Here is a 12,205-nt window from a genome sequence, read left to right on the forward strand (position 1 = left end):
AGGTCAGGTGGCGTGCCATTGCAGTGAACCGTTTTCTTCGGTGACCTGGTCCAACGCCAAGGCGGCAAGCCCGGAGACTCCAAACAATGTCCTGTACTCGGAGAGTCGGTAGTCGTTCTTTCCAACCGGGGCAATCAGTTCAATCCAGGGCTCGACTTCGACGTGGTAAGTGCTACTTGCGTGTAGGTTTCCCTGCCACAGCGATCCGTCCTCCAGAAGCGTCGTCGAAGTCCATCCGTCAGAGTGGGTTACCCAGATGTGCCAGCCCCGCCCGACCAGCTCGCGATCCGGTTTTGATGGGTCCTTTAGGAGCTCTTTGGGCTTGTAACTCCACGCAGGAAGGCCAGAGAACTTCTCCGGGAGTTTCTGGGCCAACAGCAGGGACCAGTCTTCGACAGCCGGAACTGAAGCCTCACGCTCCCTCTCTTGCGCCTGTTCCATAGCGACGCGCCGCATCTTCGTCGCCGCCAATATTTCGTCTTCCAGACCCATGGGACATATATATGCCACTTGGGGGCTTCATCTACGCACAGCCCCCCCAATCACGGGTTTGAGCCCCGAACGGACCGGGTCCGTGCGCGGAACCGCGCCCGGCCGCACACACAAAGGACAAGACAAGGTGCCGAAAACCAGCAGGCACCATATACGCACCAGTGAACGCAGCTAAGGAGCGCCCCGTGACCACTACAGCCCGCCAGCCCAAGGGGGTGCCCGCCGGCGGCCAGTTCGCGTCCGCCCTCCACGCGGAACCGAAAACTACTCTGGGCCCATCCAACGCCGCTCCAGAGATCTCGGTGCCGTGCGATCCGCGGTGGTTCAAGCTCGTCTACGAGGACCGCCCCTCCAACGGATAACGCCGGTCCTACGCGCGTATCGCCCTGGACGAATCCCTCGCCGGTGACGACTTCAACGCCGTGCACGACGAAGCAGAGCAGGAGGCGATCCGCGCCGAGGCAGGACGGGACGACTCCGTTGATGTGGCCACGGACCGGATTCGGCACAGCAGCACCAGACCGCACCAGTTCGGCGCGGCACTGGCACGGGAGCTGAAGGGCATCCGGCAACGCCGCCTGGCTGTCGAAAGCCACTACGTCCCCACTGCTGAGGCCACCTTCGAGGCCGCCGCAGCGAAAATTGGTGCCAGCGCCGACGAGTACCGGCGCACCCTCGAAGAGACGTTCCCGCACGTCGGCGAGGAATGGTACGGGCCCATGATGGAGCACCACAGGCTGCAGCCGGAATCCTGGCAGCGCGGGCAGCTGAAGAACCTGGCCATCGTCAACGAGCGCAACGCCTCCCTCTTCGCTCACCGGCCCGAGGTCAGCGAACAGGAAAACCCCAACTTCAGGACCCACCCGGTGACCCCGCTCGAATCCAGAATCGACGGCCTCATCTCCCACCGGGGAGACCCCACCGACCCGGCCAACGTCCGCTACCTCGCCAACGATGCCGGCGCCGGCTACGGCACCGTCTTCATCAAACAGATCGCCGAACAACGCCTCCAGGCGTGGCGCCACACCCCGATCGACCGCACTGGAAAGGCCTAACCACGACTCCTGCAGGTAGCCCCGGTCACCGAACCTGGCCGCCCTGACGCTCCTGGGAGCCGGCGGACACCTGAACTGCCCATGACAGCCTTCGGGGCCCGGGGCTCTACCCGTCCGGGCCCCACCAGCGGACAATGGGAGCCATGAGGGCACTCCGCCGTCGCCGGCGCGCAAGTGCCGCGGTGCGGGATTCCTCCCATGCCGCACACATAAGCGCCATGACTACTACAGCAGCCTCAGCACCCGCCGTAATCACCCCTGCCGAACGCGCCGCCGCCGGCCGCCAGGCCATCGCCGACTGCCCCACGGCCTTCGAGAACCTCCGCGGCGATGGCGACCAGGAACTCGTCGACTTCGCAGCATCCAACGACGACAACGTCAACGCCGCCCTGGACACCATCGGCGAGCTCGGCGAAGACGAAGCACACCTGTTGGGTCAATACCTCGCCGAACAGTTGGTCGAGGACGCCATCGAAGCCGAGGCCCGCAAGCAACTGAGCGCCTACCGCGCGGCACAGCGGACCGCCGCCCCCGTTGCCGACCAGCGGCTTGCCTACGAGCCGAACGACCCCAAGCACCCGGACTTCCTGGACCGCGTCGGCGTCTGAGCGTCACTGCCGCACACAAAGCGGGTATGAGCCCGCTAATCACCCGCGTCCCCGCCGGCATCCGTGCCGGCGGCCAGTTCGCTGCCCACACTCACGCCGAGCCGGAGGTCAACCTCGGCAAGACCTTCTCTGAAGACATGCTTCGGCAAATCACCAACAGGTATGAGGGCGAAGGCGCCCCCGTCATTGATCTCACCGAATACCAGCTCGCCGCGGTCCGCGACCACATCGACCGCACTGGGGACTTCTCCCACCCCGGCATCCGCAAGGCCGCGGAAGACGCCTACTTCCTCGAGAACCGGTTCACGCATGAGGAGCACCGCAACTTCGTCAATGCCCGCAGTGACATCAGCGTCTACTTCGGCGACTCCGGTGCGCTGCGCCGCGACATCGAGCAGATGCGCAAAGACCAGGCCGGGGCTCTCTACTCGACAGTAGGACAGCCATGACTCTCCCCGCGCGCCAGCCCCAGGGGATCCCCGCCGGCGGCCAGTTTGCCCCCCACGTGAGCGCTGACCCGAAGGTCAGTCTGCACTCCTCGTCCAACCGCTACGCAGACATCAGCGACGTCCCGTTGCTCGATGACATAGCCAGTGCGGCCCTGAAGGCATTGGAGTCCCCCGAAGCTTCAGTCAAGGACGAAACCGCCGCCCAGGTCCGCAGCGACTGGATTCAGCGGCGAACCGAAATCTTCGCCGCGAAGCGACGCAAAGAATTCGCCGACTACGCACAACGCCGCGAAGACGAGGCATCCGCGCTCCTGGAGTCCGCCGCACGGGCCAACCTTCGGAACATTGCCGACGAGCTCCGCACCGAGTTCCCGCAGGCAGCAAGGATCACCCTGGCCCGAGATTACGACGACGGCAACGTTGCCATCTATGTCGAATCTGTCCAGGACGAGTCCGGCGACGCACTCCGCGACGACGTCGTCGATGTCGCCCAGCAGCTGGTCAGCGAACACAGCTCCCGCCAGCTCGCCCGGTTCGTCGACGAAAACCCGATCGACCTCTCCGCGGCAGCTGCCTGGAACCCGCCGGGCCGTCCTGGCGCCGTCTATCACTGACCTGCCCCGGCCTACACTTAACCCTCACCAATCCAGCAAGGACATCATGACCACCACCATTGCCCGTCAGCCACAGGGCATCCCCGTCGGCGGCCAGTTCGCCCCCGTCGCCCATTCGGAACCCTCCCTGTCTCTGGACGCCCTCATGAGCAGGGACCAAGCCCTTGATCTGTCCACGCTCGTCCCCGGCCAGCCGCGCACCATCGGACGCGACGTCCATGGCATCGGCGGAATCGACATGATCACCCTGACGGACAAGGGGCCGCTGCGGCAGCTCGCGATGCCGCTGTTCATTGAACCGTCCGCAGCCGCCCGGATGGCCCCGGAAAAGCGGCTGCTGGAGATGCGCTACACACTGCCGGCCGAGGCCAACATCAGGGAGTTGTACGAATTCGACGACTGGAGCTACCGCCGGGCCCGCCAGGCGGCACAAAGCGGCTTGGAGGAGGCGGCCGGACTCGAGCCGAAACCCTGGCCGACACCCGCTTCGCACCTCCCCGACACCACAGCCCAGGTGGATGAAGACGGAAACATCAGCTTCACCACCTACGAGACTTTCGCCGCTGGCGAGGCCATCGACCCTGATGACTTCGACTCCTGGGCCTCTGAATATCCGGGGTACACAGACCCCGGTGTCCGCCGGCGTCTGGCGACGTTCATTCAGGACAGCTACCACTCCTGAGCCGAGCCAAACAATAAAGCCCGCCGCTGTTTCAGCGGCGGGCTTTGTGCGTTGAACGGCCTACTCCCGGGTTGTCGACTTAGGCGCCGTGTAGGACTATCGCCGCTGGCGGGAGCGGTGAACGCCCGTCAGCCGGCCGACGTCGAGGGCCGCTGATGGCCCGTCGGGGGAGCTGACGCATAGGAATGCCGAATCCCCCAGCGGGCTTCTCTGCCATGCCCGGAGATCCGGCAGTCGGCATTGAAGTTCACGACCACACCTCATTTGAATGGATGCCTTTATGACTACGCCCACCGAAGCCACCGAATTGGACGCCGACGCCGGCAAGGAGGCCCAGGCGGCCGCCCCTGCACTTGTTGAGCCGCAGCTGGTCACTCTCGGTGATGGCCGGACTGTGGCACCGGCCCGGGACCGCGAGGTCCTCACCGCCTGGGGCTTGGATGCCGTTCTGGTCTTCCTGGCCACGCTGGGACTGTACATGGCGCTGTGCTTTACGATGCCGGCGCCGTTCCCGTACGCGCGGGAGCTCACGGCACTGGCGGGTTGGCCGGCGGCCGCCGTCTTCTACGGTTTCAGCACCGCCTACCATCGCTCCGTCGGCCAGCTCGTGGCCGGCACCCGCACCCTCCGGATCGACAACGGCGGATCCCTCGGGTTCTGGCGTTCCGGATGGATGATGGTCCTGCGGGTCCTGATCCTCCCGGTTGTCTTCCTCTTCTGCCTCTGCGGCGGCAGCACCTTTGGGATCAAAGACCGGCACATTTCCATCGACGCCCTCGCCGCCGGGCTGTAAGTGCCGCCATGTCGGTGAGGCACATTTTGGCGGCTGTGGCCTTGGGCCTCCTCATTCTGGGGGCGACGTGGATAAGCGATCTCCATTGGGAGGGCCTTATCGCCCTGTTCATCGGGGGCTGCCTATGGTGGGCCGCGCTTCACCTCAGCCGCGCGGCCTGGTACGCATCCCAGGAGGCGGGCGCCGGGCCTAAATGAAAGAATCCACCTCCGATCTTCTCATTTGCGGTTAGGATGAGAAAAACAGGCATCCTCTTTCTCAAAGGAACCGATGAACCAGGATAGGGACCCGCGCGGCATCCCCACCGGAGGACGCTTCGCGGGCACCTCGCACAGCGAGCCGGAGATCTCCCTGCCCGCCGCTGCCTGGCCGGGAATCACCTACGAGGAGCATCCGTGGGAGGCAGACCCCGAACGCGGAGCATCCCGCCGGCAGCGACTGCTGGCCCGCGGCCCCTACGAGGCCGCCGTGGTGCCGGAAATCGCCGGCCTGGACCTGGGCGTGGACTCAAGAACGCAGGCCCTGGTGGAGGAAGCCACGATCGAGATGGTACGCTTCGACGCCGAGCTGGGGCGGGACGCCGCCCCATTCGCGGCGCTGCTGCTGCGCAGTGAGTCAGCGTCCAGCTCCCAGATCGAAAACCTGACCGCGGGCGCCCGGAAGATCGCTTTGGCCCAGCTGGGGGACACCTCCAGCACCAACGCATCCCTGGTCGCCTCCAACGTCCGGGCCCTGCAGGCAGCCATCGACCTCTCCGAGGACCTGACGGTGGAGAACATCGCAGTCATGCACCACGCCCTGTTGCACTCCTCGGACCGGGACATCGCCGGTGAATACCGCAACGCCCAGGTCTGGATCCGCGGCAACTCCCCGCACACCGCCGAATTCGTCCCGCCGCACCAGGACCGCGTCAGGCCTGCCATGGACGACCTGGTCGCCTTCATGCGCCGCGACGACGTCCCGGCGCTGACGCAGGCCGCGGTGGCCCACGCCCAGTTCGAGACCATCCACCCGTTCGCCGACGGCAACGGGCGCACCGGCCGCGCCATTGTGAGCGCGCTGCTGCGGGCCAAGGGCATCACCCGGAACGTCACAGTCCCGGTCTCATCGGGGCTCCTGACGGACACAGGCGCCTACTTTGACGCCCTGGGCGAGTACCGAAGCGGGAACGTCCAGCCCATCGTGGAGCTGTTCGCCGAGTCCGCAGTACGGGCCGTCGACAATGGACGGCTGCTGGCCGGGGACATCAAAGCCGCCGAGAAGGACCATCTGGAGCGGATCGGAGACGCGCCTCGCTCGGTCAGGGAACTGCTGCGGCTGCTTCCGAAAGAGCCCGCCATCACAGCGGAGATATTCGAAGAGCACGCCATGGTCGCCACGGCCACCGCCTACCGGGCCATCGACCGCCTGGAAGCAGCTGGCATCCTGGTCCCGGCCGGCAAGATCCGAGGCACCAGCGTCTGGGTGGCCCCGGACATCATTGCCGCGCTTGACGCCTTCGCCGACAGGACCGGACGCCGCACCCGGCGCTGATCGTCAACCCCTTGTCTGAGGCTTCCCCGGGGGAGAACATGGGCTCAAAAAGGGGAGACTATGTTGAAGGCGCTCGGGGCTGTCTTTGGTGCAGGCATGGCGGTAACCGCCGGCTCGTATCTCTTGGTGCCGATGATGGTCGTAGCGGTTTTGTTTACCATCGGCGAGGGGATTAGCCGCTGGTGGCCCTTCCTGCTGGGCCTGTTGATTTACGCGGTGGTTCTCGCCGCCATCATTGCCATAATCCCCAGTGTCAGCCTCAAGGTGTTGCTGCTGGCAGTGGCAGGGCTCACGCCACCGCTCTACCTGTGGTCAACAATGGGAAGGGACTGGACGGCAGCCTCAATTGCGGCCTTCGTTGCGGCGACCGTCATGGGCCTTGGGCTGCTGTCACTTTCGACCTCCGGCTTGAAGCTTCACGGACTGAGACGGTACGGCCCCGCGCCCAGTGACAAGAAGAGACTGTATTCAGCCTTGGACACTGCCGGAGACGCCGGTCATCTCGTCCTTGTCCAGAACCTCTGGCTCGCGCCGACTGCGGTGATGTTTTTGACCTTCCCGAATATCCTGGCGCTGATTGCTGCTTTGCTGGGTGCCATCGCAACCTTCTTCGCAGCCGAAGGGTCGGGTTTCTGACTTACCACCCTGGGTGATGACGCTTTTCGAAATCGCCGCACACATCTAATCCGACAAGAGATTTGCCAATCAAATCCCGTGAGAGATTTTGGAATGTACAAATTCCCGATCTCTCAGTTACAGTTTTCTTAGCAGGCCATCCGGGCCAGCGACATTGTTCAGGAAAGGACAAGCTATGCGCGCATCATCCATGCTCAGCATCTCGGCCGTATGCGGTCGCGGCTTTGTCCTGCCCACGACCAAGCCGGCGCTGGAATCTTCCCCGAAAGCCTATGGAAACACCTGGCAGCAGCGGAATGACCACGCAAGGCACCGAAGTATCCTCTAAGTTTTGACGGCATGACCGTCCACCAGAGGCCGCTTCGGGTAAGTCCAACCCCGAGGCGGTCTCTCTTTTTGTCCTGATCAGGACGCAGACAGACCGCCGCCCGGCCGGGCCATCCGGCTCTGGGGAGGTAGCTCAGTTGGTAGAGCAGCGGTCTCCAAAACCGCAGGCCGCAGGTTCGAGCCCTGTCCGCCCCGCGCAGTACAACCGCACTCTTCGGAGATGCAATTGATGATTGAGAATTCCATAGTGAACGTGAAGTAAGAGACGGAGAAATTACCGGAACGCCATTTCCGGTGATGCTACTTCTCCGCGCTCAAAAACAATTCCCGGGACGAATAGAAGGGCTTATTGCCGTGCTATTCGCCCCGGGGATTCTCGGGAGGTTACCCAAGTGGCCAAAGGGGGCGGACTGTAAATTCGCTGGCTCAGCCTACGTCGGTTCGAATCCGACACCTCCCACTCGCAGAGTAGAGCAGCTTGGTAGCTCGTCGGGTTCATACCCCGGAGGTCGCCGGTTCAAATCCGGCCTCTGCAACGCCCGTCTGGCGAAATTGGCAGACGCGCCAGCCTCAGGAGCTGGTGTCCGAAAGGACGTCCGAGTTCGAGTCTCGGGATGGGCACGGTGGCCATGAGCAGGGTGGCCCAAGTCCTGGCATTACCGCAACGCCTTGACCGGCGGGTGCAATGCCTGGGCGATGTAAAACAGATACCCGCCGCCGGGTGGCTTCGACCACAAGGCCTGACCGCGGACAGCAGCCAGTCACTGCTCACCCCGCGGCCTGGCGCCCGGTGTCTCGCCCGTCTGGCGAAATTGGCAGACGCGCCAGCTTGAGGGGCTGGTGTCCCGTGAGGGACGTCCCGGTTCAAGTCCGGGGATGGGCACGGCTCCCGCAGGGAGCGATGGAGATACCAACCGACGGATGGCGGCGGTCACTGCCTGGAACGCAGTTGGTGGACTTGTCCACGTGCAGGTTCGATCCCTGTTGTCTCCGCAAGCAACACAAATGGAAGGTAAGCGAAGTTGGGGAGCGGGCCGACTGCTGATCGGCTAAGACGGGAGACCGTTTTGCGGGTTCGAACCCCGCACCTTCCGCTCAGCGGTGAGAGAGTCTCCGGACGCCGTACACATGGAGTCCATAAGATAACCGACACCGGCGGTGGGAGCCGCCGGATTTGGGGCTATGGCGCAGCTGGTAGCGCACCTGCATGGCATGCAGGGGGTCCGGGGTTCGAGTCCCCGTAGCTCCACTGGTCTACAAGGACCTGGATTGGCGGTGCCCCGCCGGTCCGAATGGGGCCGTGGCGCAATTGGTAGCGCAGCGCTTTTGCAAGGCGAAGGTTCGGGGTTCGAGTCCCCGTGGCTCCACGGCTGGGTAGGGCAGCGCATCGATTCCAGGGAGAAGATCCCTAAGAAGGACACTGGACATTCGAGCGCCAGCCGCCCGGCATTGGACAACCGTTACGAAGGGGAACGCAGTGAAAACCACCGTGTACTCCGACGCGGACGGCATCTGGGTCGCCTGGTCCGACCATCGCTTCACCGCGGCGCCGGCCGGACAGACAGGCTGGCACGGTCCTTGGCATCCGGTGACGATCCCTGGATCGTTTCCCGGCTACTGGGCCGAGGAACCAGTCGAGGCGATGAACCGGATTGCTTCCCACCCTGACGTCACCATCAAATGGCTGACGGCCTGGGAGGAAGGCGCACCGGAACAGCTCGCACCCACGATCGGCCTTCACGGCAACTGGGAGATGATCCCCGGGGTCGAAGAGGACGACATTGCGAACTGGAACTGGTGGAAGCTGGCGAAGATCCGTGAGGACATCGCCCGCACCCGGCCGGAACGGGTCGTCTGGATGGACGATGACATCCGGTCAGACCCGCCCTCGCTGGCCTGGTTGGAGACGTTGGACATTCCGGTGCTGGTGATCTGCCCGAGGACCGAACACGGACTCACCAGGGATCACCTGGCCGAGATCGAAGCGTTCATCGGGGTGTAAGGAATGGGCCTGTAGCTCAGTTGGTAGAGCTTCCGACTTTTAATCGGGATGTCGCGGGTTCGAACCCCGCCGGGCCCACGCAGAATGACAGCCGGAAAGACGGCAAGGCCTCCATAGCTGAGTTGGTTTAGCACTTGACTCTTAATCAAGGGACGCAGGTTCGAACCCTGCTGGGGGCACGAAGTGCAGTACGACCTGCCAGGCGGGATGAAGCTCAAGGATCGCCGACGGGGTGTGCTGCACGACAGATGTGGGACTACATCCCCGCCCTGGTGCATGGGGCAGAACTGGAAAGATGTCCGGCTGGCGCCGAGTAGTCAGGTTCATAGCCTGGTGAGGGCGGGCCATTTATGGTGCCGATGGAGGATGCACCACCGGCCGGACAGCGAGGTTTCATAGCTCAGATGGTTAGAGCGCCGCTCTGATAAAGCGGAGGTCGCTGGTTCAAGTCCAGCTGAGACCACTACGGGCGATTGGCCCCGTTTGATCCGGCATAGCTCAGTTGGCAGAGCACTCGACTGTTAATCGAGGTGTCCCTGGTTCGAGCCCAGGTGTCGGAGCGAAAGCAAGCCCACCCTTCACGGGGTGGACGGTAAGAGCCCGGATGATCCTTCGTGGGGGAATTGGTAAACCCGCCCGGTTCTGGCCCGGGAGATGTTCCTGGTTCAAGTCCAGGCGAAGGAGCGAAGCAAGCACCGCAACACGGTCCGGTAAGAGCCCGGAATGGAGTAGTGGCTCAGATGGCCTAGAGCACCCGCCTGTCACGCGGGAGATCGCGGGTTCGAATCCCGTCTATTCCGCTGGTGATCTTCCCCTTCACCACCTGCCCGGTTAGCTCAGACGGTAGAGCGCGTCCTTGGTAAGGACGAGGTCACGAGTTCAAGTCTCGTACCAGGCTCGGGCGCGGAAACCGCCGCGCCGTTTCATGGTGGGTGTAGCTCAGTTGGCAGAGCGCCTGTTTGTGGCACAGGAGGTCGCGGGTTCGAGCCCCGTCATTCACCCCAGTTTCACGCCCTCGTAGCTCAGGGGATAGAGCGCCTGCCTCCGCAGCAGGAGGTCGTAGGTTCGAATCCTATCGAGGGCACGCAGCATCACCTGGCCCCCATCGTCTAGTGGCCCAGGACACCGGCCTTTCACGTCGGTAGCACGGGTTCGAATCCCGTTGGGGGTACTCCGCGCAAGCGGCTAGCAACACTTTTGGCCCCATGGTCTAGCGGCCTACGACTCCGGCTTCTCAGGTCGGCACCGCGGGTTCGAATCCCGCTGGGGTTACAAGCACCACCACGCGCCACTAGCTCAGAAGGATAGAGCGCCGGTCTACGAAACCGGAGGTCGGGGGTTCGAGTCCCTCGTGGCGCACGCAAGACGAAACACACGCCGGTGTAGCTCAGGGGCAGAGCGCATTGCTCATAACGATGGTCGTCGCTGGTTCGAGCCCAGCCATCGGCACGCAAGTCCCGCCCGCCTGGCCCAATTGGTAGAGGCGCTGCATTCAAAGTGCAGGTGTTCCCGGTTCAAGTCCGGGGGCGGGCACCGGTGAGGCTTCCTCAAGTCTCCGCACACATGAAAGATGTTGGACGCCGCTGCGTAGGCCTATGCGCAGCCGAAGAGCCCCCTTTGGCCGGCGATCCAAGTTCCGTAGACGGTCCGGCCGGGCAACGTCTGCGGGATGAAACATGGGCTTGCTGCCTGTATAGCTCAGCTGGTCAGAGCACCCGCTTCACACGCGGGAGGTCCGGGGTTCAAAGCCCTGTGCAGGCACGGAGTCCGTAAACCGAGGCCCCAGAGATGGGCAGTGCCTGAAAGAGCGGACGGGGTAACGCCACGACACGGCGGGAGGGCCAGCGGTCATGCAGCTGGCCGACGGCCCTCCACCTGCTTGTATAGCTCAGTTGGCAGAGCGCCCGCTCGACATGCGGGTTGTCCGGGGTTCAAGTCCCTGTGCAAGCACCGTGGCTGTGACACTGCAGCCGTCCAAAGCGCTGTGGCCAGTTAGCGGCCGGCCCACAGGACACCGATCAGTGTTGTTGCCTCCTTAGCTCAGATGGCCAGAGCATCGTACTTGTAATACGAGGGTCGCCGGTTCGAATCCGGCAGGGGGCTCCTAGGGCGGCACGTCCCGGCTACGGCCAAAAGTGCGCAACGGGGTGTAGCTCAGCTTGGCTAGAGCGCCTGCTTTGGGAGCAGGAAGTCGCAGGTTCAAATCCTGTCACCCCGACGTTTGACCCGCCCCGTTAGCTCAGATGGTAGAGCGCCTCTCTCGTAAAGAAGAGGTCGCCGGATCGATTCCGGCAGGGGGGGCTCGCTATCCGTCCGAGGTGGTTCCTCCGTGGGCATGGTGCAGCTCAGCCAGGCAGTACTGACCCAGACGGATGCACGTCGGTTGGCGAAATGGCAACGCGCCCGCCCAAGTTGGCGGGAGTTCACCCCGGATGAGAGTCCGGGCAGGTAAGTGTTCCTGGGTTCGACTCCGTGACCGGCGCCGCAGCAAGTAAATCGGGGTATGGCGCAGCTTGGTAGCGCGCGTCGTTCGGGACGACGAGGTCGCAGGTTCAAATCCTGTTACCCCGACTCTGCAGAAATGCAGGACAAATGGCGGGATGGCGGAGCGGCCTAACGTGACTGCCTCGAAAACAGTTGTCCGGGTGAAACCGGACCGGGGGTTCAAATCCCTCTCCCGCCGCACACATGAGGTTCACCAGCAGCTCCAACGACCGAAAGGGAGTCCCCGTGGGCCTCAGTTTCCGCAAGATCATCAAGCTCGGCAAGAACACCCGTCTGAACGTTTCCAAGTCGGGGATCTCCGCGTCGCGGAAGGCGGGACCCATCACCATCAACAGCCGCGGCAAGGTCACCATTCGCCTCGGCAAGGGTCTGACCTGGCGCCTCTAGCAGTACCCGGCACGGAATTATCTGTGCCGGCCAACGGGATGTAGCGCAGCTTGGTAGCGCACCTGGCTGGGGGCCAGGGGGTCGCAGGTTCAAATCCTGTCATCCCGACGGTTTGGAGCCGT

The 12,205-nt window shown here is 63.7% G+C and carries 12 protein-coding genes and 31 tRNA genes; 42 read left to right on the forward strand and 1 reads right to left on the reverse strand.

All coding sequences use genetic code 11. The features are described from left to right. Positions 1-3 precede the first annotated feature (3 nt). Positions 4-492 (reverse strand): hypothetical protein, encoded by a 489-nt coding sequence (locus HMI59_RS21545; RefSeq protein ID WP_193594168.1) that lies wholly within the window; start codon positions 490-492, stop codon positions 4-6. Between the two features lie 185 nt (positions 493-677). On the opposite strand from HMI59_RS21545, the gene HMI59_RS21550 reads away from it, so the two are divergent. The 42 genes from HMI59_RS21550 (at position 678) to HMI59_RS21755 (ending at position 12,191) form a co-directional block, all read left to right on the forward strand. Continuing rightward, entirely contained in the window at positions 678-854 is a 177-nt protein-coding gene (locus HMI59_RS21550; RefSeq protein WP_193594169.1) for a hypothetical protein, read from the forward strand. A gap of 60 nt (positions 855-914) precedes the next feature. Then, complete coding sequence (locus HMI59_RS21555; RefSeq protein WP_193594170.1) at positions 915-1,547, forward strand: hypothetical protein; 633 nt, start codon at positions 915-917, stop codon at positions 1,545-1,547. 218 nt (positions 1,548-1,765) lie between these two features. After that, entirely contained in the window at positions 1,766-2,155 is a 390-nt protein-coding gene (locus HMI59_RS21560) for a hypothetical protein (RefSeq protein WP_227471708.1), read from the forward strand. A gap of 26 nt (positions 2,156-2,181) precedes the next feature. Further along, positions 2,182-2,604 carry a hypothetical protein gene (locus HMI59_RS21565; protein WP_193594172.1) on the forward strand — a complete coding sequence of 141 codons (423 nt, stop codon included), beginning with the start codon at positions 2,182-2,184 and terminating at the stop codon, positions 2,602-2,604. After that, entirely contained in the window at positions 2,601-3,218 is a 618-nt protein-coding gene (locus tag HMI59_RS21570) for a hypothetical protein (RefSeq protein ID WP_193594173.1), read from the forward strand. Before HMI59_RS21565 ends, HMI59_RS21570 begins: the two co-directional genes overlap by 4 nt. Before the next feature lie 46 nt (positions 3,219-3,264). Further along, on the forward strand, positions 3,265-3,900 hold the full coding sequence (locus HMI59_RS21575) for a hypothetical protein (protein ID WP_193594174.1): 636 nt from the start codon (positions 3,265-3,267) through the stop codon (positions 3,898-3,900). A 280-nt stretch (positions 3,901-4,180) separates the two neighbouring features. After that, positions 4,181-4,693 carry an RDD family protein gene (locus tag HMI59_RS21580; RefSeq protein WP_193594175.1) on the forward strand — a complete coding sequence of 171 codons (513 nt, stop codon included), beginning with the start codon at positions 4,181-4,183 and terminating at the stop codon, positions 4,691-4,693. Between the two features lie 270 nt (positions 4,694-4,963). Continuing rightward, entirely contained in the window at positions 4,964-6,226 is a 1,263-nt protein-coding gene (locus HMI59_RS21585; RefSeq protein WP_193594176.1) for a Fic family protein, read from the forward strand. Positions 6,227-6,286: 60 nt separating this feature from the next. Further along, positions 6,287-6,862, forward strand: a complete 576-nt coding sequence (locus HMI59_RS21590; protein WP_193594177.1) for a hypothetical protein — start codon at positions 6,287-6,289, stop codon at positions 6,860-6,862. A 449-nt stretch (positions 6,863-7,311) separates the two neighbouring features. Then, a tRNA-Trp gene (locus HMI59_RS21595) sits at positions 7,312-7,384 on the forward strand. Between the two features lie 183 nt (positions 7,385-7,567). Beyond that, positions 7,568-7,649, forward strand: a tRNA-Tyr gene (locus tag HMI59_RS21600). 2 nt (positions 7,650-7,651) lie between these two features. Continuing rightward, positions 7,652-7,725 (forward strand) — tRNA-Met (locus HMI59_RS21605). A 1-nt stretch (position 7,726) separates the two neighbouring features. Further along, positions 7,727-7,810, forward strand: a tRNA-Leu gene (locus tag HMI59_RS21610). A 176-nt stretch (positions 7,811-7,986) separates the two neighbouring features. Next, positions 7,987-8,072 (forward strand) — tRNA-Leu (locus HMI59_RS21615). A 20-nt stretch (positions 8,073-8,092) separates the two neighbouring features. Next, positions 8,093-8,182: transfer RNA gene (locus tag HMI59_RS21620), tRNA-Ser, on the forward strand. A gap of 14 nt (positions 8,183-8,196) precedes the next feature. Then, a tRNA-Ser gene (locus tag HMI59_RS21625) sits at positions 8,197-8,283 on the forward strand. Positions 8,284-8,365: 82 nt separating this feature from the next. Next, positions 8,366-8,438, forward strand: a tRNA-Ala gene (locus HMI59_RS21630). 45 nt (positions 8,439-8,483) lie between these two features. Next, positions 8,484-8,556: transfer RNA gene (locus HMI59_RS21635), tRNA-Ala, on the forward strand. 110 nt (positions 8,557-8,666) lie between these two features. Beyond that, the gene (locus tag HMI59_RS21640) at positions 8,667-9,191 is read left to right on the forward strand and encodes an HAD domain-containing protein (RefSeq protein ID WP_193594178.1); all 525 of its coding nucleotides are present in this window, start codon (positions 8,667-8,669) and stop codon (positions 9,189-9,191) included. 5 nt (positions 9,192-9,196) lie between these two features. Then, positions 9,197-9,269 (forward strand) — tRNA-Lys (locus HMI59_RS21645). Positions 9,270-9,298: 29 nt separating this feature from the next. After that, a tRNA-Lys gene (locus HMI59_RS21650) sits at positions 9,299-9,370 on the forward strand. Positions 9,371-9,580: 210 nt separating this feature from the next. After that, positions 9,581-9,654: transfer RNA gene (locus HMI59_RS21655), tRNA-Ile, on the forward strand. A gap of 24 nt (positions 9,655-9,678) precedes the next feature. Continuing rightward, positions 9,679-9,751: transfer RNA gene (locus tag HMI59_RS21660), tRNA-Asn, on the forward strand. 48 nt (positions 9,752-9,799) lie between these two features. Further along, positions 9,800-9,875, forward strand: a tRNA-Gln gene (locus tag HMI59_RS21665). A 41-nt stretch (positions 9,876-9,916) separates the two neighbouring features. Then, positions 9,917-9,991, forward strand: a tRNA-Asp gene (locus tag HMI59_RS21670). A 25-nt stretch (positions 9,992-10,016) separates the two neighbouring features. Next, positions 10,017-10,089 (forward strand) — tRNA-Thr (locus HMI59_RS21675). A gap of 30 nt (positions 10,090-10,119) precedes the next feature. Then, positions 10,120-10,195 (forward strand) — tRNA-His (locus HMI59_RS21680). Positions 10,196-10,202: 7 nt separating this feature from the next. Beyond that, positions 10,203-10,275, forward strand: a tRNA-Arg gene (locus HMI59_RS21685). A 14-nt stretch (positions 10,276-10,289) separates the two neighbouring features. After that, positions 10,290-10,362, forward strand: a tRNA-Glu gene (locus HMI59_RS21690). 28 nt (positions 10,363-10,390) lie between these two features. Next, positions 10,391-10,463, forward strand: a tRNA-Glu gene (locus HMI59_RS21695). A gap of 13 nt (positions 10,464-10,476) precedes the next feature. Further along, positions 10,477-10,550 (forward strand) — tRNA-Arg (locus HMI59_RS21700). A gap of 17 nt (positions 10,551-10,567) precedes the next feature. Next, positions 10,568-10,640 (forward strand) — tRNA-Met (locus HMI59_RS21705). Positions 10,641-10,650: 10 nt separating this feature from the next. Beyond that, positions 10,651-10,724 (forward strand) — tRNA-Leu (locus tag HMI59_RS21710). A gap of 154 nt (positions 10,725-10,878) precedes the next feature. Beyond that, positions 10,879-10,952 (forward strand) — tRNA-Val (locus tag HMI59_RS21715). Between the two features lie 116 nt (positions 10,953-11,068). Then, positions 11,069-11,141, forward strand: a tRNA-Val gene (locus tag HMI59_RS21720). A 79-nt stretch (positions 11,142-11,220) separates the two neighbouring features. Continuing rightward, positions 11,221-11,294: transfer RNA gene (locus tag HMI59_RS21725), tRNA-Thr, on the forward strand. Between the two features lie 40 nt (positions 11,295-11,334). Further along, positions 11,335-11,409, forward strand: a tRNA-Pro gene (locus HMI59_RS21730). Positions 11,410-11,419: 10 nt separating this feature from the next. Further along, a tRNA-Thr gene (locus tag HMI59_RS21735) sits at positions 11,420-11,492 on the forward strand. 196 nt (positions 11,493-11,688) lie between these two features. After that, a tRNA-Pro gene (locus HMI59_RS21740) sits at positions 11,689-11,762 on the forward strand. Between the two features lie 23 nt (positions 11,763-11,785). Continuing rightward, a tRNA-Ser gene (locus HMI59_RS21745) sits at positions 11,786-11,874 on the forward strand. A 47-nt stretch (positions 11,875-11,921) separates the two neighbouring features. Next, entirely contained in the window at positions 11,922-12,083 is a 162-nt protein-coding gene (locus HMI59_RS21750; protein WP_193594179.1) for a DUF4236 domain-containing protein, read from the forward strand. A gap of 34 nt (positions 12,084-12,117) precedes the next feature. Further along, positions 12,118-12,191 (forward strand) — tRNA-Pro (locus HMI59_RS21755). Positions 12,192-12,205 lie beyond the last annotated feature (14 nt).

Source organism: Paenarthrobacter sp. YJN-5, from assembly GCF_015040095.1.
In the GTDB taxonomy this organism is placed as follows: Bacteria; Actinomycetota; Actinomycetes; order Actinomycetales; family Micrococcaceae; genus Arthrobacter; species Arthrobacter ureafaciens.